Source organism: Kistimonas ophiarachnellae, from assembly GCF_057552235.1.
Genome location: NZ_BAAJPA010000010.1, coordinates 121,374 through 142,907 on the forward strand (window position 1 = coordinate 121,374; position 21,534 = coordinate 142,907).

Below are 21,534 nucleotides of genomic sequence, written 5' to 3' on the forward strand. Positions count from 1 at the left end.
TCTTAGATTGTTTTTCGACAATGGGTTCATAACGTGTAGGTCAGCGTATACAACCATTAACTGGTCATGTGATTGTCCCATTGGCAATCGGGATAGAGCAGCCGCTGACTTTCTCTCCCCTTTCCATCCTTGCAGTGGTACTGGATTAATTCTCCGGTGCCATTGCTGATAACTGCCGAATAGTGGTTAATTGCTGCAACGCCGGCTGCATCATTAACAGACGCTGTATTCACGAGCTGGTGATCGCTGAGTCGCCAGAACGCTACACTATTTCCCCTTGGCGCAGTGGTAATCACTGTGTCGGCTTCTGGCAAAACACAGACGCTGGCAATGTACTGGTTGAGTTTCATCCAATCTGTGTCATCTGCCTGCATGGACTGGATAGATTGCCCCCGACGATGTAATGCGACCAGTGGTCTGATATCCGCAGGATCTCCCTGGTATTGCATACCAAAAACCACGGTGCCATCCGGAGCGAGATCCAGATGGCGAATACTGAGCTGGTGGTGCTGGAAGCTGTGCTCTTCCAGTAGTTGACCGGTATGGCTGTCGATATAGCTCAACCGTGGTTGCATGGTTTCCAGGTTGAGTTTCTTCCTGCCTGAGGCCGGGTGGGTCTGGATGCCGCCATTGGCGATAACCAGTGTTCTGTCGTCTGGATGCAGGCGGATCTCATGAGGCCCGATGGCATGGGCCGCAAATTCCGCTACTTTGGTGTAGTGATCCGTTTCATAGACACCAATCACCCCACGGCCATCGCGTAGGTTATTTTCAGTGGCAAACAGTTGAGCACCATCGTGGCTGTATGTGGCATGGCCATAGAAGTGGCGATTCGGGCGGCTGCCAATACGCTTGAGCAGGGCGCCATTCGGGTAATCAATAACATGCAGGTTTTCACCGGGGCGGCGGTCGCAGCAGACGATCACGGGTTGTGTTGGGTGTATTGCAATATCATGCCCTCTCTCGGGCAGGGGGACGATATGTTGCCAGATCCGGTCTGGAGAAACGATTCGCACGGAATAGCGTCCGTTCCGGTCACGCGCCGTGCTGAATACAAGACGCTCAGGGGTTGAGTTGGTACACCCGGTATACAACGGTAACAGGCCGACCATCGTACAACCGGTAACCATGTGTTTCAGAACGGTGCGGCGAGTAGGCATAAACAATGGCCTGTGAGTGATCAGTCTCCATCATTGGCATTGAAACTTAGCATAATGCCCAGCGCGTTGGGGACTTCGTTGCCAAAGAGATCCCTGAGAGTTTTGAGGTCGTTGGCCAGCGCTTCTACCGCATCCCTGGATTCCGGGTTGGTCACCGCAAGGGATAACGGTTGCGGGACCAGGGCCAGTGAACGTTCCACCTGGTTAAACGCCTGGTGTACCTCTACGGTCAGTGACCCGCCATTGGGGGAGGCTTTGACAAGGTCATCCAGACCAAAGCCATCGGCGCCATCATAAAAGCGGCGTGCACCCCGAATATTGGCGGCAATATTTTCAAGGGAATTGCGGCTGCGCCATGACTCAGCCAGATAGGGATTGCCTCTCCCGTCTTTTCCCAGGGGCAGGACAACTTTCTTGTAGGCCCGTTCCAGCATGGTATGAAGACCGTTCACCATTAGTGTACTGACCGGATTGGGAATACCTGCTTCCTGTCGTTGATCTGGCAGCGCCATAAACTGCTCATGCCAGCTGCTGTTACCCGGTTTCCAGCTGGATTTCAGCAGGGAGGCATTGTCATGTACATGTTGTGCAATATCGCGTAATAGCTGACAACGTTCAGGCTGTAGCCTCAGCTGCTCTGCTGTGTTGACGGATGGTTCAAACAGGAGATATTCCAGGGCAGAGAGGCCTTGTATGACGACACTCGCTTCACTGATGTCAGTTTTGGCATGACTCTGGAGTTGTTGTTCGACTTTCCGCTGCACCAGGTTTTTCTTGTCCGGCCAGAACTGGAATTGCCACAACAGGTTCTCTTCAATAACCGGGCCAAACTGGATCACTTCCGTTTCCAGCCAGGCGCCCATCAGGTTGCGCCAGTGCTGTTGCAGTTCATTGAATGCGGGTTGTGATGGTGCATGGCAAAAGTGTTCTGCTGAGGATTGAACCTGCTCAGCCTGAAATGCAAGACGGTGGTACAGTGCCAGGATCACCCGCCTGGAAGAGTTTTCCGCCAACTGGCGCTCGGAATCATTGTTGTTCGAGCAGCCCCCGAGTGCCAGCAACAGCGATGTAAGTACGACAATGGCAATAGATTTCATACTGCTTTGGACTTATAAGGATTCCAGAAAAGCCAGCAGCGCCCGGCGGTCATGACGGGGCATAGCCACGAAATGTTCCCGGGATTGTTCCGCTTCTCCCCCATGCCACAGGATGGCTTCCGTCAGGTTACGGGCCCGTCCATCGTGCAGGAATTCAGTATGGCCATTGACGGTTTTAGTGAGACCGATACCCCAGAGTGGCGGTGTTCGCCATTCCTGCCCTGTCGCAAGGAACTCGGGGCGATTATCCGCCAGTTCTTCGCCCATGTCATGGAGTAAAAGGTCGGTATAGGGCCAGATGACCTGGCCGGATTGCTCTGGCTGTCCGGTTATTTGTGCTGTCGTTGTCTGAGGAATATGACACGCAGCACACTGAGCGTCGTTGAAGAGCTGTTTACCCCGAAGGACGTCCGGTGCATCCACATTCCGGCGGGCGGGCACGGCCAGGTTGCGGGTATAAAACGTGACAAAGTTCAGAATGTCTTCAGAGAGTTCCGGATCGCCACCATTGATACTGTTCAGGCAATCTTGCTGGCTTTCTGTGCAGTGATCTTTCCGGAATAAGCTGGAGGTAATACCGAGATCGCCGTTGAACGCGGCAGCATTTTGCTGTCGTAAATCCGGCTGGCCGGCTTTCCAGCCAAAGCGACCTATAGTTGTCGTTTGTTTATCAGCATGCCAGACCTGGTTGAGTCGTCCGGAAATACCGTCGTTGTTTCGGTCGTCTGGGTCAGCATAGGCTTGAAGCGTATTTTCAGGAACGGCTTCCAAAAGCCCCAGGCCAATCATTGGTGGTGCGACCCTTGGGGAAAGCATGATATCCGGATGGAATTCACCATACCCTTTGTCCTCAATAGTAAACGACGGTTTACGCAGTTCTGCGGTGTCCCCATCGGAAAAGGTCACAGTCTGGTAGCTGTAAGTTACCCGGATTTTTCCCTCAGGTGTTACGCCTGGGAGTGCAAAATCCTGTAATTGCCCGCCATAAACGGGATCAGGTACGGAACCGTCGGTTTTTAGTTGTGCCTTATGTGCAGCAGTGATAGCTGGAATGCTCAGGCGTATCAGCATGGATACGGCATTGTCATCAGGTCCGGAAGGCGCATGTCCACGGCCATCTTTGATATGGCAATTCTGGCAGCCACTGGTGTTGAACAAGGGGCCGAGTCCATCCCGGGCATCGGTGCTGGCCGGCGCCATGACCCAGGGGTTGCGAAAGAAACTGTTGCCGACGCTGAAGTCCAGACGCCGGGAGACGGCCATGTTGGCAGATGGCAGGGAAAACGCATTACGGCTTTGGTTGAATACCGTGGCTTTACCACCACTAAGGTGTTCGTTGGGGGCAGGGGCAGAGTAATCGGCGTTGTCGGTCGCCATCGCAATGGCAAAACCCGTTGCCGCCAAAACAGTACCCACTCCGGTAGCAGCCAGCAAAGGTTTGGCATGGCGCTTGATAGAAACAGACATCAGTGTTTACCGTTCGTATGTCATTCGCACAGCGTCCCTGCCCGTGCGATAGAGAGATTATTATCAGAACGTATGGTCAGCCGTATCAGGACTCAGGTTGTTGATGCCGGCCAGCGCGGCAAGTTGCTCGATAGCGGCCGTTTCTTCAACCAGTGCGGTGATGGCTTGTTCAACAATCGCATTGCCTTCCTTGTTATCAGCAGCAATCAGCTGGTCAAACGCCTGACCCTGATCAGCCGCATTGACCATGGTCTGCAGTGCGGCCTGGGTACGGACAAACTTGCTGCTGATGGCGCTTGCCTGTTCCGGGTTCTCGGCGGCGGCGAGGTCGGCCAGGCTGGGACCGCTGACCTGTGTACCGTCAACCCGGGTATAGCTGCCGCTATAGACGTTGTTAATACCCAGCGCGTTATAGAAGTGTGAGTTGTGGGTATTGTCACTGAAGCAATCGTGCTCATCTTCGGTGGAGTTGGCTTCCAGGGCGACTTTCATCCGTTCACCGGCCAGTTCACCCAATGCCAGGCTGCCCATACCGAACAACATTTTACGCAGGCCCTGTTCGGCAGGTTCGCTCAGTAAGGTTTGACGATAGTTGTCGTCTTGTCCTGAGCGCCATTGCGCTTCCATGGTTTCAAGGTCACTGACGAGCAGTTCAGCGGCTGCGGTCAGGTATTGGGCGCGTCGCTCGCAATGGCCGTTGGTGCAGTCATCACCTGTCGCGTAATCACTGGCAGGACGATTGCCGGCGCCGGGTTCTGTGCCGTTCAGGTCTTGTCCCCAGAGCAGGAATTCAATGGCATGGTAGCCGGTTGCAACATTGGCTTCACTGCCTCCCAGCTCATTCAGGTTGGCCAGGAGTGCGGGCGCAAGGTTGCTGGTATCAATCATGTCCGGGCCAACTTGAACCTCAAGGTTGGCAATGATGTTGGCAGCAGCACCGATGTTGCCAAGTTCCGCCTGATAGGAACCGGTATCGACGTAATCGATCAGGCCTTCATCCAGTGGCCAGGCGTTGAGTTGGCCTTCCCAGTCATCCACGATGGCATTGCCGAAACGGAAGACTTCACTTTGCTGATAGGGCACTCGGGCTGCGACCCAGGCCGTTTTGGCTGCGTCCAGATTGGCTTCAGTAGGACTTTCAATCAGTGTGCTGATAGCGGTATGCAGTTGTTTTGCAGTAAACAGGGCATCTTCAAAGGTGGCGTGGGCAACGTTGGCATACTGTTCGACAATGGCTTCATGTGAAATGCCAGAATTCGTCTCGCTGCTTTGTGAGGCTGAGGTCTTTTGTTCATCATTTTGTCCGCAGCCGGCCAGTGCGGCGGAAATAGCGAGAACGGGGAAGACCTTCTTCATTCTTGTCATGGAGATATCCAACCTGTGTCATTGTAATTCGATGGTTATGTATCAGGCTTTTCGTACTTATTTTGCCCGCAATTATATTGATAATTATTATCATTACAATTCTGTTTTGTGGCGTTAGTTCTGAGGGAATCCTTGATATAGGGGGAATGCCAGCGTCCGGGCCTGCTGTTTTTCGCCGCGATCACAGGACTTTCCCTGTCCTGCATCGCTACCGCGACATCCTGTCGCTGCTGCAAACAGCAGGCCCGGACGCTGGCTGAAACGAATCAGTCGCGGTTGGTTTTTTTTGATTACTGGTTTTGGTTGTTAGTCAGCAGGAGATTCATTGACGGCTGGCATTGTGCGTCAGCAACCGCACCTTTCTGGAAACCTTCGTAAGCAATAGCCCGGATGTCTTGTCCCGGATTTTCGTTTGCCAAAGTATTTGCCATGTGATCAGCCAGCAGTTCTACGGTGGTATCTGTGTCGATCAGATAGCAGCGACTGGCCAGCAGGGATATTTCAAAATAGCCCTGTTGGGCGGTGTAGCCGAACCGGTGATATTCACGGTCCTGAACAGTGAATGTGGTTAGCAGATCTTCCCGGGTCGCGAGGTAAATGTCCTGCCAGCGATTCGCCCAGTCTTGCTCATGGGACTCGCTGCGCTGATTATTCAGCAGGATTTGAATGGCAGAGCGATGGCCATGGGCAATACGCTGGCAATCCCCCTGATGCTTTTTCAGGCCATGGCTGTAGTGGTACCAGGCGCCTTCAATGGTTTCAGGGTAAAGGCGCAGTTCAATACCGCTGACATTATCCGGCAGATCAGCCATCACCCGCTGTTCCAGCAAGGGTTGGAGCGCTTCGGGCGTGATATGGGACAGTGGCAGTAGTGTGATCGCCTGCTCTGGTGCACGGCACTGGATATAGCCCAGTTCGTGGGTATGAAGAGTGACGTCGATACGGCCACCGTCCTGGCAATATTCAATCGCCGTACATTCTGCAGGAACCAGCAGGGTGTGATCCATATAGCGATCAATGGATTGCTTGATCTGCTTTTTGACATGGCTGAAGTCAAAGACCATGCCTTCATCATTCAGATCGCCGTAGAGGGTAACATCGACAATCAGGCTCTCGCCAACCAGCCCGCGCTCCGGGCACAGGTAGGAAAAGTCGATGGTGGTCATCTTGTTAACGAACAGGGCGCTCATGGTGTGTCAGTTCTCGCTGCTGGCTCCCTTTTTCGCGACAAGGGAAGAAAAAGGGCGGTATTGTAGGCGACCTTATCAGTATGAGCGAGTGTAATACTAATCGTAATGTTTAGCGTTTTTGTTGGCGCTCATGCCTTCGAGCCTGCCCGTGTTTAGCGAAGGCCGCTGGATTGGTTGAGTCGCCAGTCATGCTTTATGTGGTGGATGTTTAATTGCTTGCTGGCTTCCTGGATGCCATAACGGACTTCAGGCTTTGAGTGATTCTTACAAATCAGATCCAGCATCTGCTCCCTGGAACCGAAGTCTTCACGATACCAGTGAAATTTCTGGGGAAGGTTAAGCGTTGTGGTATCCGGTTCAAAGAATACATGACTGGTGAGGTATAAACGGGTAATGGCATCCAGTTCGGCATCAATATTGTCGGGATGAAAGACCCTGAGATCGGGGCATGAGCGTGTCCCGCAAAAGAGGGCTGCATGAATCCGGGGGTCAATCTCGTGGAGGCAGTGCTTCCTGCCCGGATGATCCTTGCTGAGAGGGAGTAGGAGTGATGCATGCCTGGGATGGTTATTGCGCAGGATGCCGTGCTCAATATCGTCCAGCGAATAGACACCATCTGCCAGTGTGTAGCCGTTTTTGGTAAAAAAAGTTTTGCAGTTGTTAACGCTATCACCAATGTTATTGTGAATGATGTCGTGTATAGCCAGACCGTTGTAGAGATTCAGCCAGAACGCCAAAGCGTCGTTATGATCCGTTAATTGTTTCGGATCAAAGGCCGCCAGCTTTCCTGCGATGTTGACGTAACGGGCAAATTCCCGGGAATGCTCGCAGGCCAGATAATCAAATTCATGCAGTGCGTCATTATAAAACCGTTGATAAAGATCGCCGAGTATTGCCGCAAGTTCCCCAGGCAAGGCAGATGTATTGATTTTGTTTGGATCTACATAGCGGTCATTGAGTATATGCATAGTCCATTCCTGATGCGCCTACAGCTCCGATTGCTGCCATTGGTATCGGGTTGCGTTCAGACTCCAGTCGAAATCATGGTAGTCGAATTTGATGTTGTCCCCTGCTTTTGAAAGCGCCAGCCGTACATCGCTGGATGGATGTTTTTCCCTGATAAAAGCAATTAATTCACGATCTGAGCCAAAATCTTTCCGGTACCAGTAAAAGGTCTTGGGCAGGGTAAGAAGTTGTTTGCCGGCATCGAAAGAGACATAGTTCAACAGATAGTCTGAGACGGTATTATCCAGTATCGCCGACAGATGCTCCGGGTCGTAAATGCGTAAGAGAGGACAGGAGATCGTGGCGCAGAACAAGGCGGCATGAATTCTTGCATCCAGCTCAGGTAATGCATGCTGATAACCGGGGTGTTTCTTTTTCAGGGGGCGCCGGAAGGAAGCGAATTTGGGGCTGTTGCTGCGCAGGATGCCGTGCTCAATATCATCCAGGCTGTAATGGTGATCCCTGAGTTTATAGCAGTTATAGGTATAGAAACCATTGTGGTGCCTGACGCTGCCACAGACCTCATTGTGGATGACACTATGTATCACCAGGCCATTGTACAGGTTGAGCCAGAAGGCCACTTTCTCATCGATGTCGGCCAGTGAGGCTGGATCGAAGTCCTGAAGTGCGTTTACAACCTGAAGATAGTGTTCATAGGATTTGGAACTGGCACAGGCCTGGTAGTCAAATTCGTGTGTTTCTGGCGTGTAATGATATTGGGCAATGGCAGCCAGTGCCTTGGCCAGCACGGAGGGCAGGTGAGCCTCCTTCAGACTGTCATCCTTGAGATATCCGCTATTGAGTATTTCCATATACGTATCGATAAGTCAGCGGTTTGTTTATCTGTTTAAGTATATCCAATGAAAGCCGGCAGATGGCTTTCCAGACGCTTTAGTCCGTGTTGTTCATAGAGAACAGATATAATAGGCTGCCCGGTTATTGGGTTTTGAAGTATCTTGCTTCTGGTGATACCTGAATGGGTATAGCGGGCTGGATGAGTATTGCGATTTCAATCGATAAGAGGTGGCCGTTTTGCAAGCAAGCTCCAATGAACATTCCATGGGCCTGAGTCAGGATGACCTGAACTTTGACGCAAAACACATCTGGCACCCTTACAACTCGGTCACGCGTCGATTGCCGATTTTTCCGGTGGAGTCCGCCTCAGGAGTGAGGCTGAAACTGACCGACGGGCGGGAGCTGGTGGATGGGATGTCATCCTGGTGGTCGACCATTCATGGTTATAACCATCCAGAATTAAATGCTGCTATTTCACGGCAAACCCAGAATATGGCGCATGTCATGTTTGGTGGGCTGACTCATCAGCCGGCGATTGAGCTGGCGAAAAAACTGGTCGCCATGACGCCGGAAGGTCTGTCGACGGTCTTTTTTGCGGATTCCGGTTCTGTCTCCGTGGAAGTTGCCATCAAAATGGCGATCCAGTACTGGCGGTCCCTCGGCAATACCCGCAAGAAACGATTGCTGACCGTTCGCAATGGTTACCATGGCGATACCCTGGGTGCGATGGCGGTGTGTGATCCGGTCAACGGTATGCATAGCCTGTTTCGTGGCATCTTGCTTGAGCATGTGTTTGTTGAAGCGCCGCAGTGCCGGTATGGCGATGCCTGGGAAGAGCGTCATCTGGATGCGTTTTCAGACGCGATTCGCGAGCACCATGAAGACCTGGTGGCAGTGATCCTTGAACCAGTGGTGCAGGGCGCGGGTGGTATGCGTTTCTACTCACCGGAATACCTGCGTCGTGTGAAGGAACTGTGCAGGGAATGGGGTGTACTACTGATACTGGATGAAATTGCCACGGGCTTTGGACGAACAGGAACGCTATTTGCCTGCGAACAGGCGGGTGTGACGCCGGATATCATGTGCCTTGGCAAGGCCCTGACGGGCGGCTATATGACACTCGCGGCAACGCTGTGTACCGATGAGGTCAGCCATACCATTTCAGATAATGGCGTCTTCATGCATGGTCCGACGTTCATGGCCAATCCCCTGGCCTGCAGTGTCGCAGGCGCCAGTCTGGATATTCTGAATCGAGGGGAATGGCAATCCCAGGTCAAAGGGATTGAAGTGGCGCTGAAGGAAGAGCTGCAACCGCTGGCCGACTTATCCACTGTTGAGGATGTCCGTGTGCTCGGCGCGATTGGCGTTGTTGAGATGAAAGAGCCGGTGGATATGCAAACGGTTCAGCCCATGTTTGTAGAGGAAGGCATCTGGGTCAGGCCATTCGGCAAGCTGGTTTACGTCATGCCGCCGTATATCATCAGTCGTGATGATCTTGCATTGCTGGGCCAGGGCATTCGCAGTGTTGTCAGACGGCTTTGATCGAGGGAAAACCTTTCCTGCCTTTAATGCGGTGCAGGAAAGGTGATGGTGACACATAGCCCCGGGTTGTTATCTGTCAGCTTTATATCGGCACCGTGGAGTTTTGCGACCGCCTGGGCTAATGACAGACCCAGGCCATAGCCCGGTTGGGTTCGGCTGCTGTCAACCCGGTACAGCCGGCGAAAGACTTTCTCTTTTTCCGCATCCGGAATGCCGGGCCCCTGGTCTGAGATGCGCCAGCCGTCAACCGTGATGGTGATATCAATCGTTGTATCTGCCGGCGCATACTTGATGGCATTATCCAGCAGGTTGTAACACAGCCGGAACAGCAGACTCCTGTCGGCATTGACTCGAAGGTCATTGCTATCATCCAGGGCAATTCGCTGCTGTTTCTCTTCTGCCTGGGGTTCCGCCAGCTCAATGACTTCATGCCAGAGATCACGAACAGACAACGATTCCCGTTGCCAGTGACTGGCACCCTGTTCCAGTCGGGAGAGTTCCAGGATGGCCTGGAAGGTCGCCAGAATCTGATCCAGTTCCATCATCATGGTTTCCAGCTCATCGCCGACAGGGCTGTCTTCAGGCTGTTCCATCAGCAGTGTCTCAAGGCGCAGGCGCAGGCGAGCCAGGGGGGTGCGGAGATCGTGGGCAATGCTGTCTGTGACCGTGCGAACCGAGTGGATCGTTTCATCAATCCGGTTCAGCATGTGGTTGACGCGGTCTGAGAGGTAATCCATCTCATCGCCATGGGTATTGACAGGCAGGCGGGCGGACAGCTTTCCTTCTTCAATTTCATGGGTAATGCGGTTAATGCTTTCAATGCGTCGGAACAGGCGACGGGAGAGAATAAATCCAAACAGGCTGGCCAGCAGGATGGCGCCGACCATCGCCAGGGCAACGGCCTGTTTCGCCCTGGCGGCGACCCGATCCAGTCCACTGCTGTCCATGGCAAGGACTATCGGGCCGTAACGGGTGTCTATCTGGCTGCCGAGCACCTCCCGTAATCGTGATAGGTCGAGCAGTGAAGGGCTGAAAATAATGAACCGGCTGACCTGTGGCCATGGCTGGACATTTTCCGGCAGGACGTTGAGATTACCGACCATTCCCTCGGGGGATTGCCAGGCAATCATGACACGGCGAAACAATCGCATTCTGTCGTATACGGCACGCTGGAAATCGGGCAGGGAGATATCCTGGCTTAATTCCCGGAACTGGGACAACTCCCGTACGATGGTCTGCTCCTGCTGACGTTGCAGGGCCCTGATGGCCTGCCACCAGGTCGCCCCTGCCAGCAGACTGATAATCACCAGTACCAGCACGGTATACATGGCCGTGTAACGCCAGACCGAGGAACGCCAGGTAATCCGGTTCATAACAGTTGCCTTGTCAGGAAGCTTTAAGCGTATAGCCTACGCCACGCACGGTGTGCAGAAGGCGCGATTCATTGTCCTCCTCCAGTTTGCGCCGAAGACGGGCAATATGGACGTCAATCACATTGGTGCCGGGATCGAAGTGATAATGCCAGACTTCCTCGAACAGCAGGGTACGGGTGACGATCTGGCCGGCATGTTCCATCAGGTAGCGCAGTAACTGAAATTCCCGTGGCTGCAGCTCAATGGCGCGACCACTGCGGTGAACGTCACGGGTGATCAGGTTGAGTTCCAGATCGCCGACTGTCAGCGATGATTCCACTGTGGGCTGACGCTGACCGCGTGCCATCAACAGATCCGCACGGGCCAGCAGCTCGGCAAAGGCGAAGGGTTTGGTCATGTAATCATCCCCGCCCTGGCGAAGGCCGCGAACCCGTTCATCGACATCCCCGATTGCGCTGAGAATCAGTACGGGGGTAGTGATATCCGAGGCCCGTAGCGAGGCCAGCACTTTCATGCCGTCAAGGCCGGGCAGCATGCGGTCCAGGGTGATGAGGTCGTAGCGTTTTTCCAGACCCAGCAGCAGTCCCTGTTGACCGTCTTCTGCGGTATCGACACTGTGTCCCTGTTCGGTGAAACCCTTGCAGATATAGTTGCGGGTGGTGGTGTCGTCTTCGATCACCAGAATTTTCATGAAACTGCCTCAGCGCTGTCAGAAATTGCCATAAACCGGGATGGGCTTGCCGCTGCTGGCGTCAAACAGATGTTTGGTGATTTTACCTTCGTGGTTGACTTCCAGCTCAAAAAAGAGAATGCCTTTCTCCAGCTTGAGCTCCGCCTCAACCACGTGACCTTTGTCGTTTTTCTGGAAGCGACGCAGGATATCAACCAGCGGTGTACTCTGTTTCAGCAGGGTGTCGACGCGATTGTCTCGCCGGGATAACCAGTTGTCGAGGTCTTCGGGGTTGTTTTCCAGTACTTTGCCGGTTAGCGCGTCAATGGTGAGTTCGCGGGACGACTGGAAATCAGCAGAGACCTGGGTTAATTCATACACCAGGTGACCATTCTCATCATCGACCTCATACTCAGTGATCAGGCCCGGGTAGGCATTCAAGGTATCCGTCAGCGCCTTTTCCGGTGAATAGGGCGCCTGTTGCAGGGCCTGCCAGGTCAGGGCCCGTTCCCGGGGAGAGTCGGCCATGGCATCTCCAACAGACAGGCTGCCGGCCAGTAACAACAGAATAAACAGAACTGAATACAGCGGGCGATGGTCTGTTTGACGAATGGCTTTGGCTATTACAGTGCTCCGTCGTTTTTCCATGGAAACATCCTCATGATCAGGTGGGTGCATTATAAAAGGTGTGAGATGACACTCGCATGGGCGCTTCATTAAATTTTGTTAATCTCTGGCATGTGTCGTTTTGGATCAGTAACATCATTCCATCCCATCAAGTACGATAATCCTGAGCCATCCAGGCTCGCAGCAGGATAGGCAATCAATGACAGACTGGACATCTCTCTTTTCCCAACATGTGGCCACACTGGCAGAGCGGTATACCGAAGGACTGGCGCAGGCAGGTTACCATGGGCTTCTGATTCCGGCAGGTTCGCCTGACCGACGTTTTCAGGATGACCAGGACTACCCTTTCTGGGGAAATCCGTTTTTCAGGCAGTGGGTGCCGTCACGTGGTGCGCCGGAATCCATGCTGGTCTTTGTTCCAGGTGAAACGCTGCAGCTGGTGCATTATCAGCCTCGTGATTACTGGCATGTGGCACCGGAACCGGCAGAGACTTTCTGGTCGACAGCCCTGGACATCAAGAGCATCAATAGTCCAGATCAGCTTCGCGATTGTTTACCTCAGGATCTGTCCAGGTTTGCGCTGCTGGGGTGCGAAGATGACCGCTTCGGTAATTGGGGGTTAGGCGCCATCAATCCGCCCGAACTGCTGCATTACCTGACCTGGATGCGCGCTTATAAAACGCCTTATGAACAGGCCTGCATGCGTGAAGCCAACCGGGTTGCCGCTCATGCCCACCAGGCGGCTGCCGAGGCTTTTCATGAAGGTCTTTCCGAGTTTGATATTCATCTCCGCTACCTCTCTGTAAGCCGGCACAGGGAGTCAGAGTTACCCTACGGCAATATCATTGCGCTCAATGAGCACAGCGCGGTACTGCATTATGATGATTATGACCGGGAGCCGCCGGCGGAACGCCATGCATTTCTGATCGATGCCGGCGCCAGTTTCCGGAATTACCATGCTGACATTACCCGTACTTATGCAGCAGGTAAGGGAGACTTTGCCGATATGGTGGAGCGCATGAATAGCGAGCAATTGGGCATTATTGGTGATATCCGGGTGGGTATGTCCTATGTGGAACTCCATGATGCCATGCATCGTCGTATCGCGGGCATGCTCAGTGATTTTGATATTATTCGCCTGCCTGCTGAATCAATTTATGAGCGTGGCTATACCCGGACATTTTTCCCGCATGGTCTTGGGCACCTGATCGGTTTGCAGACTCATGACGTCGGCGGTTGGCTGGCGGGTTCTGATGGTGCACAAGTGGGTCGACATCCGGAGTATCCGGCATTACGTCTGCAGCGGAAAATCGAACCCGACATGCTGTTTACTATCGAACCCGGTCTTTATTTTATTGATCAATTGCTGAGTGAGCATGAGGGTAAGACTGACTTTAACTGGGCGCGTATCGAAGCATTAAAGCCATTTGGAGGTATCCGGATTGAAGATACCGTCCTGGTCAGCCATGAGACAATGGAAAACCTCACCCGTCCCTGTTTCTCCTGATGCACTGAGCTATCATGTGTCGCTGCCACTATTCTGTGGCAGCGACACATAATGCCGGGCATGGCGTTGTATCTGGCTGTCGAATGCCAGTATTTCAGTCGCACATTGTCAGTAACGCAAGAGGGGATCGTTGAACGAAAATACAGATGTCAGGTCTTTTTTAACACGGAGGCGCTATTAACCGCCGAATCAGCGCATTGGAAAGTGCAATCCTGGTAACGAATATCCCTGAGTAAACTTGCAGGTTTGCAGGATTAAAAAGTGATGACAGGAATATAGCGCGAACACGATAATTTTCCCTGGATACATTGTATGAGTCGGCCAGTCGAACCGCCAGCCAGCCTGTCAATGGTCTTAGGGCATTCAACGCCAGAGTGGCTGAAATTGAGTGATATCCAGAACTGCGTTTGTATTTAAGGAGGTGAAAATGGATGTAAGAAAAACTCAAGGCGATTCAACAGCAAATCAGCAGGCTCGATTTGAACGTCAGGGCGCACGCCCCAAGACAAGTTCGTCTGGGCGTAAGGTCGAAGTAGCTGAAGAAGATTGTCAACATATTCTGGAAGCTTGTTATAAAAAGGTTTCTGGCGATAAATCAGGGTTTTCAGGTAACGTGCAGGCCGTTAAAATATTTGAGATGGTTGATCAGGGAAGGGTGGTATTTGATTATTTTGCCACGCATGAGCTATCAGAAGGAAGTCTCTGTAAATCACTAATAGATAAACTTCTTCCTTGTGTTGCTGATGAAGTCGAAAGATGTCCTGAATTATATGAGGACAAATTTACCAAAGATGGAATGGCTTTGCTGAATCAATATAAGACTGAGAGAGATAAAGGAAAAAGTAGACTTCAAGAGTTAGAGCGGGTTAAGGCATCGATTGTCAAGAAGTATAGATTGAATTCCTTGAGTCCATTGCGGACAGAACAGGTAAAAGAGTTTTTTCACAATCTTGATGAGGATAATGTCTTTGGTAGTCCTTGTTTTGATGAAGTGTATTCATCACTCGATGATGCTGGCTATACAAGAGTTAAAGATCATATTGATAAATGTGTTCTTATTATTCTTGAAGATATCAAGATGCATGATAATGCAAGGGGATATTCCATGGAAGCTTTATTGTTTATGAAGAAAACAGCGGAGAAAAAAATTAAGAAGTTGAGACCTGACACGCTATACACACCGGAAATGAAAAAAGAGATCGTTCAAAAAGTTTTCGTGGAACTGAAAGTAGATGAGAAAGGCAAACCTGTAGACATTGAAGAAAGTTATAGAGCTTATTGTAAACTTGATAAAGACTGTAAATTATTTGATGGTGAAAATGTTCAGGGGTATAAGGACTTTGCAGAAGTTATTGAAAAGCTTGATTGGTTGGCTGAAAACACAGCCTATTATATTAAAAAAACTGTTGGTGATAAAAACGAATTGTCAGTTGTTGCATTGAAGTATATCAAGTATGCCCTAAAGAAATCAGGTAAGAGGGCTGCGTTGTATCATAGGCTTGATATGCGAAAGGAGATTGTACGGGAAGCGTTTAAGCGAATCAGTGGTACTGACTTAACTTATACTGGCAAAGAAGAGGCTTTAAAAATTCACCGCATACTTAAGGATGAATACTGCTTATTTTCAGCTGAAAATAACGTGGATCTGATGCAGGATAAAATATATAAAGCTGCACTAAATTCATTACTGAAATATGTGAGACAAGAAAAAGCGCAGAGTTCAACTTGATGCTATACAAATTGCTTGCAGGCCAAGAAATTATTTATGGTATTCATTGGCCAGTTTTCTGAATGGTTCTTTTGTTGGGGCTGATCTGTATTCCCCCAGGTGATCTATTCCCGTTCTCGCCTGTTGACTGTCTGCCGTGAAGCATGAGCGCTACCCGCTACATCTGGTCAGCAAGCAGTGAGGCATGATCATTCCTTTCCTTGTTGATAACACTGGTAATACATGTGTCAGACCAGACGTTAATGGCGCTCTCCAACATATCAATGAGTGCATAAACCGGCAGTATCACGCCCATGATATTCAGGGGAATATTCATGGACGCCAGAATGGTGCTGGATAGCAGGTAGCAGCCCATCGGCACGCCAGCGTTACCGAATGCCGCCAATGTCGCAATAAATATCCAGCTAATGAGCTCCAGTCCTGAGTAGGTTACGCCATAGGCCATGGATACAAACAATACAGTGATCAGAATAAACGCCGCGCAGGCATTCATATTGATGGTAATGCACAACGGGAAGCTGAATCGGGAGATTTCACCGCTGATGCCCAGTTTTTTCTCGGCATTCTCCATCGCAGAAGGTAACGCTGCGCTGGAAGATTTGGAAAAAAACGCCACAGTGAGTGTTGGCAAGATTCCCTTGAAAATTTTCCAGGGCGGCAGGCCTTTGAACAGGAGCATACCGGGCAGCACGATAATGGCCTGAATAAGATTGGCAATCAGTATGCAGGCAACATAGAGCGAGATCGCTGCCAGCATCTGTTGATTTTCCAGTGTCTGGCAGAAGTCGGTGACAAACGCCCAGACGGCTAGTGGTAATAGAAGCAATATCAGGCCGGTCATGCGCATGATGGCTGAGAACAGGCTGTCAAACAGTTCATGGAGGAGATCACGCTTCTGCTCCGGCAGCGACAGAATGGAAATGCTGAGTAACAGTGCCAGCAGCAGTACACTGACAATCTGGTTGTCGACAAAAGGGGCAACGAAACTATTCGGAATCAGGCCTAACAGGTATTGCCCATACCCATCGCTCACGATGCTTTCCGTAGTGCCGGTAATGCCGGTGATACCACGAACCGGGTCAATAACAAGAAAGGTAGCCAGCGCAATCGCGGCGGCCAATAGTGTCGTCAACAGGGAGTATTTCAACACCATGCCCGCGAGCTTTCGGGCATGGGTGGTGTTTTTCATACCCGTCAGGGTCGAGAGCAGGGCAAAGAAAATAATCGGTGCGCTGACCAGCCGCAATAGCCGGATAAACAGGTCGGATACCACCGCTGCGGTGTCCAGCACCGGTTGAGGCGCGCCCAGTCCGCTGACCAGGCCCGCCATGGCGCCCAGTAGCACCATTGTGTTCAATGAAAGTCTGCCCATGAAGTTGCCTCTTACCGCTACCGGCAATTCCTGACAGTCCCGAGTTAATAACTACTGACTGTATTGCTGCCGCTTTTCTAGATGATTTATAGATAAGACAACCATAGGCAGGAAGAGTTCGTATGCCCAAATACCGGTTGGGTATTTGCTTATGAAAACCGCGAAATCCCGGTGGGATGAGGGAAGACTGGTGTTCAGCCTATGCCCTCGTGGATTTTGGTCAGTACCGGCAGAAGTTCCGAGAGTGTCTTTTGTACTTCATCCAGATCATGGCTTTCGCTGAGTTGTATGACTTTAGTCAGTAACCGCTCCCTTTCGGCTTTTGGCAGATGAACAAACAGCTCAGGCCAGGTTTGGCCCAGTTCATAGCTGTAGAGGATCAGGGCTTCCTGCTCGAACTGCTGGTGAAGGTTGAGATAATCCAGCGCGCTGGATGCCAGCATGGCGGCAGCGGCCTTGGTGTCATTGAGACCTTCGAGCCGTTCCCGGCTTTGCTGGTCTTTCTCGCTGAGGGTCAGCCAGAACTCCACCGTCAGATCGAACAACACGGCCTGTTGGCGGATGGAATAACTCATCAGGCTCAACGCCTCTTTTCCATAAGGTTGCCGCGAGGCAGAAAAATCAAAATACAGACGCATGATCTCCTTGAGGGAGAACAGTATCCTTGATGCCTCTTCCCGCCGGAAATCCAGTGACTGGTAAATATCCAGCTGGGGGCGGAAATTCTCTTCGTTGATCAGGCGCTCAAAGACGGCGCCCGTGTACTCGCCGCCACGGCGGGGCAGGGCATCGGCCTGTTTCTCGTCGATGGTTTTCAGCGCTTCTGTCGCCTGCCGGTAGTCGGCTGATTGCCAGGGTCGGGTGACATCGGGAATTTTCTGGCCAAGATACCAGAGCGCTTTGGCGGCCTGCGCCGAGGGAGGAAGTAACATCAGGCCAATGGCGAACAGGAACGGCGTCAGCCGGTGGAGGCGGTCAGGCGACAGGCAACGTCTTCTCATTGTTATCAGGCACTTCGCTGTTATTATATCGTGCTTGGCAGGCGCCCGGGTGGCGGACGGCTGTTCTGGACATCGTTATACCGTATTCCGGTAGCTGACGGAAAGTACAATTGTTGGGGGAGAGCCATCATGGCCGGCGCACAGGGGAGTGACAGCCTGGTTATTATCCGGCAGGTGTTTGAAGAACTCGGCGGACGGGAAGCCCTGTTTCGGCAGCAAAAAGCCGAAGCCGGCATCCTTTCTGACCAGGGCGAAATTGCAGCCACTGAGATCATGCTGCATTGTATTCCTGTTTTTCTCGGCAAAGGCATTGATCCGGTGACGGTCAATGACCTTATCCAGGCGGCAGGCGTCTCCCGTCGTACCTTTTATAAATACTACCCCAGCAAGATGGCGGTACTGGAAACTGTCTATCGGGCAGGCGTTGACCTGATGATGGGGCAGTTGCAGATGATGGCGTCAGAGTCCACATCGTTACGGGAACTGATTGAGCGTTCAGTAGGCCTGTTTTTTGATTGTCACCGCTATATCGGCCCATTGCTGAAACTGCTGGAAGAGGAGGCGATGCGCTCAGAGTCGCCACTGGCGATTTATCGGCAGCAGGGTTACGACGCCATGGTCGAACTGTTCCTCAAAAAAATGCTCGACCTGGGACTGGAAGCCCCGGATCGTATGGTCTTTTACACCCTTATCTGGGCGATGGAAGCGGCGTCCCTGAACCTGCTGAAGGATACCCGGCATACCCGTGAGGATGTTAACCGGGTCAGGGAAGTGGTGATCCGTATCGTGATGAACTCGCTACAACCTGTCGGCCACTAATCTGTCGCCCGTTGGGAAGCCATTTCCAGCCAGGTGTTGTGTAGCTGATCCAGCGCCTGGTGCAGATCATCCAGCGAACCACTGTTGTCTATAACATCATCCGCCTGTTCCAGCCGGGTCTCACGGGCGGCCTGGGCTTTCATGATGGCTTCCGCCTGGCTCTGTTCGATCCCATCCCGCGCCATAGTACGTTGTACCTGCAACTGTGCAGGAATATCGACCACGGCGATGCGGTCAACCATCGTATGTTGGTCTGTTTCCAGCAGCAGGGGCGAAACAATAATGCTGTATGGTGACAGGGACTGTGACAACTGGTTCAGCATCTCTTCCTTGATCAGCGGATGTAACAGGGCTTCCAGCCAGCGTCGTTCTTCCTTGTCGTTAAAGATGATGTTGCGTAATGCCCGACGATCCAGGCTACCGTCTTCCTGCAGGATTTGTTCGCCATAGTGCCCGGCAATGGCCTGCAGGGCCGGCGTTTCTGGCTCAACAACCACCCGTGCGGCCTGGTCCGCATCGACAACCGTGATGCCCAGGCTGGCCAGGTAATCCGTTACGGCAGTCTTGCCGCTGCCAATACCGCCGGTAATACCAATAATCAATGTGCTCATAGGGCGTCAATCAGAGTCCGGTGAAGCGCAGGTAAGTATTGATCAATTGTTCACCCTGGAACATGGCGATCAGTCCTGCGGCTGCCAGGTAAGGGCCAAAGGGAATCGGTATGGTCCGGTCCCGGCCAAGGAACAGAATTAAAGAAATACCGATCATGGCGCCGACCAGGGAAGAGAGCAGGATAATCACCGGCAACTGGCTCCAGCCCATCCAGGCGCCCAGTGCGGCCAGCAGCTTGAAGTCGCCATAGCCCATCCCTTCCTTACCCGTGACCAGCTTGAATAACCAATAGACAGACCACAAGCTGAGATAACCGGCAACCGCCCCCCACAGGGCCGCTTCCAGCGTCGTAAATAAACCAAAGCTGTTACAGATTAACCCCAGCCAGACCAGCGGCAAGGTGATGGAATCCGGCAACAGCTGGTGGTCAAAGTCAATCATGGTCAGGGCGATCAGCGACCAGGTAAGCACCAGTACCGCCAGTGCCTGCCAGGAGAATCCGAAGTGCCAGGCGACCAGGGCGGAAAGCACGCCGGTTACCGCCTCAATAATGGGATAACGGGGAGAAATGGTTGTCTTGCACTGACTGCAGAGCCCCTTCAGGAACAGGTAGCTGAGCACGGGAATATTTTCCCACGGGCGAATCTTGTGCTGACAGGAAGGACAGGTGGATGCCGGTACGATGAGATTAAAGCGTTCGCCATTTTCAGGCGTCTTATCCGGATCCAGCAGTTGCTGGCATTGCTGTTTCCAGTCCGCCTGCATCATCACCGGTAACCGGTATATCACCACATTGAGAAAACTGCCCACCAACAGGCCGAGGATCAGCGTCAGTGTGATAAACAGCAGGGGAGAGCTGGACAGAAGCGACAACATATCCATAACACAGTCTGATTTATTCTGGTAATTCCGGGTAGTGTCTCAAACGGGCAGGTGTGAATCCAGCGTTAATCAATTATCAACGGTGTTTGCCATATATCGTCTCAGAATCGTGACATATTTTAATCACGTAATGTTTGTTGACAGATGGACGCTTCTACTTGCCTGAAGGTTTGTCCTGTGTCATAGCCTTCGGGGGCACTTTAACTTTGCCAGTTAGCCCAACATGTCCGTCAGGGCATTTGATGCACTCATGGGATAGTTTATATCCTCGTTTGCCATTGCGTTGGGAGAATGTCATGCAAGGAGTAACCTCAAGTTCAAGTTCTAGCAAACAAGCTGTTTTTCCAGCAAAACAGCCAGTAACAAACACAGGGCAGTTAAATGGCAGGTCGTGTGGCTCGTTGGATTGTCAGTTTGCTTTTGATGAAAGGGAGCCGTCTACTTACTTATTGCATTTGGTCTCGGCACATGCGATTTCCTATGAAAATGGGACGATCGCCTGTCATGTGGATATGCACAATCCAGCTTCCCCTATAAAGAAGTCGTATTGCGGTGAAGTAATGCCATTGAGAGCGTATCCGGATCATCTTCGCAGAACGCATGGGTTTCTGGTGCCATCCAGCGAGCAATTCGCGGGATTGCAGGCGTCGGCGCTGCCCCCAAAACAAACAGCGGCTGCTGTTAGTGTGATCCCTCAACCACTCCATAAGAAACATAAAACCGCAGAGGCAGCGCCCGTTCAGTCAACAATGCCCCTGACAGTACCGTTCTCGTTACAGCACGTCACCCCTTCGGTAACTTCAACGCTAACGCTGTCCACGACCGGGATTTTTCAGCAGGCTAACCAGCCCATAACAGTTTCTGTGGTAACAAAGCCAGATTCGATGCTTCGAACTAAAACTTTCAGGTCAGTTGTCGCCCCATCTTTTGCTGGCAACATTCAAACATCGAAAGAGCAGACAGTATCGTCCCCGATGAGCATGATAGCACCGGCAGCCCCCCCCGAAGAAATAGAAGGCACTGGGGTAATAGAAACCAAATATAAATGTAGATCAACAGGCTGTGAACATGAAAGCAGTTCTGAAAAAGAGTGTATACAACACATTAAATCCGGACATGTGATTCGCATGGAGAATTATCAATTTTGCGGCGTGGATCTATCTGGATCAAAATATTGTAGGGTAATACTTCATCCGGTAAATGAAGACGAGCATCTAGCGACGCATGTAGAAAAACGTCAGGACTACAAAACGTTTCGGTTATTAGGACCCCAGATATAACAACGCCTTGTCTGAGCTGGCGCCATGGAGGGAAATTGAGA

19 protein-coding genes are annotated in these 21,534 nt (G+C 51.8%); 5 read left to right on the forward strand and 14 right to left on the reverse strand.

Features of this window, described 5'->3' with window-relative positions; all coding sequences use genetic code 11:
• Positions 1-56: 56 nt before the first annotated feature.
• The 7 genes from AC27K1_RS13895 to AC27K1_RS13925 form a co-directional block, all read right to left on the reverse strand.
• Complete coding sequence (locus AC27K1_RS13895) at positions 57-1,160, reverse strand: DUF1513 domain-containing protein (RefSeq protein ID WP_487151357.1); 1,104 nt, start codon at positions 1,158-1,160, stop codon at positions 57-59.
• 20 nt (positions 1,161-1,180) lie between these two features.
• Positions 1,181-2,257, reverse strand: coding sequence for an imelysin family protein (locus tag AC27K1_RS13900; protein WP_487151359.1), 1,077 nt, complete (start codon positions 2,255-2,257; stop codon positions 1,181-1,183).
• A 12-nt stretch (positions 2,258-2,269) separates the two neighbouring features.
• Entirely contained in the window at positions 2,270-3,724 is a 1,455-nt protein-coding gene (locus tag AC27K1_RS13905) for a di-heme oxidoreductase family protein (protein ID WP_487151361.1), read from the reverse strand.
• 63 nt (positions 3,725-3,787) lie between these two features.
• Positions 3,788-5,080, reverse strand: coding sequence for an imelysin family protein (locus AC27K1_RS13910; RefSeq protein ID WP_487151491.1), 1,293 nt, complete (start codon positions 5,078-5,080; stop codon positions 3,788-3,790).
• Between the two features lie 299 nt (positions 5,081-5,379).
• Complete coding sequence (locus tag AC27K1_RS13915; protein WP_487151363.1) at positions 5,380-6,279, reverse strand: 6-carboxytetrahydropterin synthase; 900 nt, start codon at positions 6,277-6,279, stop codon at positions 5,380-5,382.
• A 152-nt stretch (positions 6,280-6,431) separates the two neighbouring features.
• Positions 6,432-7,247, reverse strand: coding sequence for a DUF547 domain-containing protein (locus tag AC27K1_RS13920; protein WP_487151365.1), 816 nt, complete (start codon positions 7,245-7,247; stop codon positions 6,432-6,434).
• Positions 7,248-7,265: 18 nt separating this feature from the next.
• Entirely contained in the window at positions 7,266-8,096 is an 831-nt protein-coding gene (locus AC27K1_RS13925; RefSeq protein WP_487151366.1) for a DUF547 domain-containing protein, read from the reverse strand.
• Positions 8,097-8,343: 247 nt separating this feature from the next.
• Between AC27K1_RS13925 and bioA the strand changes: the two genes are divergently transcribed.
• Entirely contained in the window at positions 8,344-9,621 is a 1,278-nt protein-coding gene (gene bioA, locus AC27K1_RS13930) for an adenosylmethionine--8-amino-7-oxononanoate transaminase (RefSeq protein ID WP_487151493.1), read from the forward strand.
• A gap of 23 nt (positions 9,622-9,644) precedes the next feature.
• On the opposite strand, the gene AC27K1_RS13935 is transcribed toward bioA, so the two are convergent.
• Genes AC27K1_RS13935 through AC27K1_RS13945 form a run of 3 tightly spaced genes read right to left on the reverse strand, consistent with a single transcriptional unit; the run spans position 9,645 to position 12,312 of the window.
• Complete coding sequence (locus AC27K1_RS13935; protein WP_487151368.1) at positions 9,645-10,994, reverse strand: sensor histidine kinase; 1,350 nt, start codon at positions 10,992-10,994, stop codon at positions 9,645-9,647.
• 13 nt (positions 10,995-11,007) lie between these two features.
• Positions 11,008-11,685 (reverse strand): response regulator transcription factor, encoded by a 678-nt coding sequence (locus AC27K1_RS13940; RefSeq protein WP_487151369.1) that lies wholly within the window; start codon positions 11,683-11,685, stop codon positions 11,008-11,010.
• A gap of 18 nt (positions 11,686-11,703) precedes the next feature.
• Entirely contained in the window at positions 11,704-12,312 is a 609-nt protein-coding gene (locus AC27K1_RS13945; protein WP_487151371.1) for a PepSY domain-containing protein, read from the reverse strand.
• 178 nt (positions 12,313-12,490) lie between these two features.
• Here AC27K1_RS13945 and pepQ point away from each other — a divergent pair, with 178 nt between their 5' ends.
• Together pepQ and AC27K1_RS13955 are read left to right on the forward strand one after the other, a co-directional pair.
• Positions 12,491-13,798: a Xaa-Pro dipeptidase gene (gene pepQ, locus AC27K1_RS13950; RefSeq protein ID WP_487151373.1), complete on the forward strand. Its 1,308-nt coding sequence runs from the start codon at positions 12,491-12,493 to the stop codon at positions 13,796-13,798.
• A gap of 427 nt (positions 13,799-14,225) precedes the next feature.
• Complete coding sequence (locus AC27K1_RS13955; RefSeq protein ID WP_487151375.1) at positions 14,226-15,527, forward strand: hypothetical protein; 1,302 nt, start codon at positions 14,226-14,228, stop codon at positions 15,525-15,527.
• 157 nt (positions 15,528-15,684) lie between these two features.
• On the opposite strand, the gene AC27K1_RS13960 is transcribed toward AC27K1_RS13955, so the two are convergent.
• A complete protein-coding gene (locus tag AC27K1_RS13960) occupies positions 15,685-16,899 on the reverse strand; it encodes a dicarboxylate/amino acid:cation symporter (RefSeq protein WP_487151377.1) in 1,215 nt (404 codons plus the stop codon).
• Positions 16,900-17,093: 194 nt separating this feature from the next.
• On the reverse strand, positions 17,094-17,900 hold the full coding sequence (locus AC27K1_RS13965; protein WP_487151379.1) for a hypothetical protein: 807 nt from the start codon (positions 17,898-17,900) through the stop codon (positions 17,094-17,096).
• A 129-nt stretch (positions 17,901-18,029) separates the two neighbouring features.
• Between AC27K1_RS13965 and AC27K1_RS13970 the strand changes: the two genes are divergently transcribed.
• Positions 18,030-18,719, forward strand: a complete 690-nt coding sequence (locus AC27K1_RS13970) for a TetR/AcrR family transcriptional regulator (protein ID WP_487151381.1) — start codon at positions 18,030-18,032, stop codon at positions 18,717-18,719.
• Here the strand turns inward: AC27K1_RS13970 and coaE are convergent.
• Both coaE and AC27K1_RS13980 read right to left on the reverse strand, forming a co-directional pair.
• The gene (gene coaE, locus AC27K1_RS13975) at positions 18,716-19,330 is read right to left on the reverse strand and encodes a dephospho-CoA kinase (RefSeq protein WP_487151382.1); all 615 of its coding nucleotides are present in this window, start codon (positions 19,328-19,330) and stop codon (positions 18,716-18,718) included. The genes AC27K1_RS13970 and coaE overlap by 4 nt on opposite strands.
• 10 nt (positions 19,331-19,340) lie before the next feature.
• A complete protein-coding gene (locus AC27K1_RS13980; RefSeq protein ID WP_487151383.1) occupies positions 19,341-20,207 on the reverse strand; it encodes a prepilin peptidase in 867 nt (288 codons plus the stop codon).
• A 302-nt stretch (positions 20,208-20,509) separates the two neighbouring features.
• On the opposite strand from AC27K1_RS13980, the gene AC27K1_RS13985 reads away from it, so the two are divergent.
• Positions 20,510-21,493, forward strand: a complete 984-nt coding sequence (locus tag AC27K1_RS13985) for a hypothetical protein (protein WP_487151385.1) — start codon at positions 20,510-20,512, stop codon at positions 21,491-21,493.
• The last annotated feature ends 41 nt before the right edge of the window (positions 21,494-21,534 follow it).

Coding starts and splice junctions, on each gene's coding strand:
- AC27K1_RS13985 (WP_487151385.1), top strand. CDS start 20,510: ATGCAAGGAGTAACCTCAAGTTCAAGTTCTAGCAAACAAGCTGTTTTT.
- AC27K1_RS13965 (WP_487151379.1), bottom strand. CDS start 17,900: ATGAGAAGACGTTGCCTGTCGCCTGACCGCCTCCACCGGCTGACGCCG.
- coaE (WP_487151382.1), bottom strand. CDS start 19,330: ATGAGCACATTGATTATTGGTATTACCGGCGGTATTGGCAGCGGCAAG.
- bioA (WP_487151493.1), top strand. CDS start 8,344: ATGGGCCTGAGTCAGGATGACCTGAACTTTGACGCAAAACACATCTGG.
- AC27K1_RS13915 (WP_487151363.1), bottom strand. CDS start 6,279: ATGAGCGCCCTGTTCGTTAACAAGATGACCACCATCGACTTTTCCTAC.
- AC27K1_RS13955 (WP_487151375.1), top strand. CDS start 14,226: ATGGATGTAAGAAAAACTCAAGGCGATTCAACAGCAAATCAGCAGGCT.
- AC27K1_RS13960 (WP_487151377.1), bottom strand. CDS start 16,899: ATGGGCAGACTTTCATTGAACACAATGGTGCTACTGGGCGCCATGGCG.
- AC27K1_RS13940 (WP_487151369.1), bottom strand. CDS start 11,685: ATGAAAATTCTGGTGATCGAAGACGACACCACCACCCGCAACTATATC.
- AC27K1_RS13905 (WP_487151361.1), bottom strand. CDS start 3,724: ATGTCTGTTTCTATCAAGCGCCATGCCAAACCTTTGCTGGCTGCTACC.
- pepQ (WP_487151373.1), top strand. CDS start 12,491: ATGACAGACTGGACATCTCTCTTTTCCCAACATGTGGCCACACTGGCA.
- AC27K1_RS13920 (WP_487151365.1), bottom strand. CDS start 7,247: ATGCATATACTCAATGACCGCTATGTAGATCCAAACAAAATCAATACA.
- AC27K1_RS13900 (WP_487151359.1), bottom strand. CDS start 2,257: ATGAAATCTATTGCCATTGTCGTACTTACATCGCTGTTGCTGGCACTC.
- AC27K1_RS13945 (WP_487151371.1), bottom strand. CDS start 12,312: ATGGAAAAACGACGGAGCACTGTAATAGCCAAAGCCATTCGTCAAACA.
- AC27K1_RS13925 (WP_487151366.1), bottom strand. CDS start 8,096: ATGGAAATACTCAATAGCGGATATCTCAAGGATGACAGTCTGAAGGAG.
- AC27K1_RS13910 (WP_487151491.1), bottom strand. CDS start 5,080: ATGAAGAAGGTCTTCCCCGTTCTCGCTATTTCCGCCGCACTGGCCGGC.
- AC27K1_RS13970 (WP_487151381.1), top strand. CDS start 18,030: ATGGCCGGCGCACAGGGGAGTGACAGCCTGGTTATTATCCGGCAGGTG.
- AC27K1_RS13935 (WP_487151368.1), bottom strand. CDS start 10,994: ATGAACCGGATTACCTGGCGTTCCTCGGTCTGGCGTTACACGGCCATG.
- AC27K1_RS13980 (WP_487151383.1), bottom strand. CDS start 20,207: ATGTTGTCGCTTCTGTCCAGCTCTCCCCTGCTGTTTATCACACTGACG.
- AC27K1_RS13895 (WP_487151357.1), bottom strand. CDS start 1,160: ATGCCTACTCGCCGCACCGTTCTGAAACACATGGTTACCGGTTGTACG.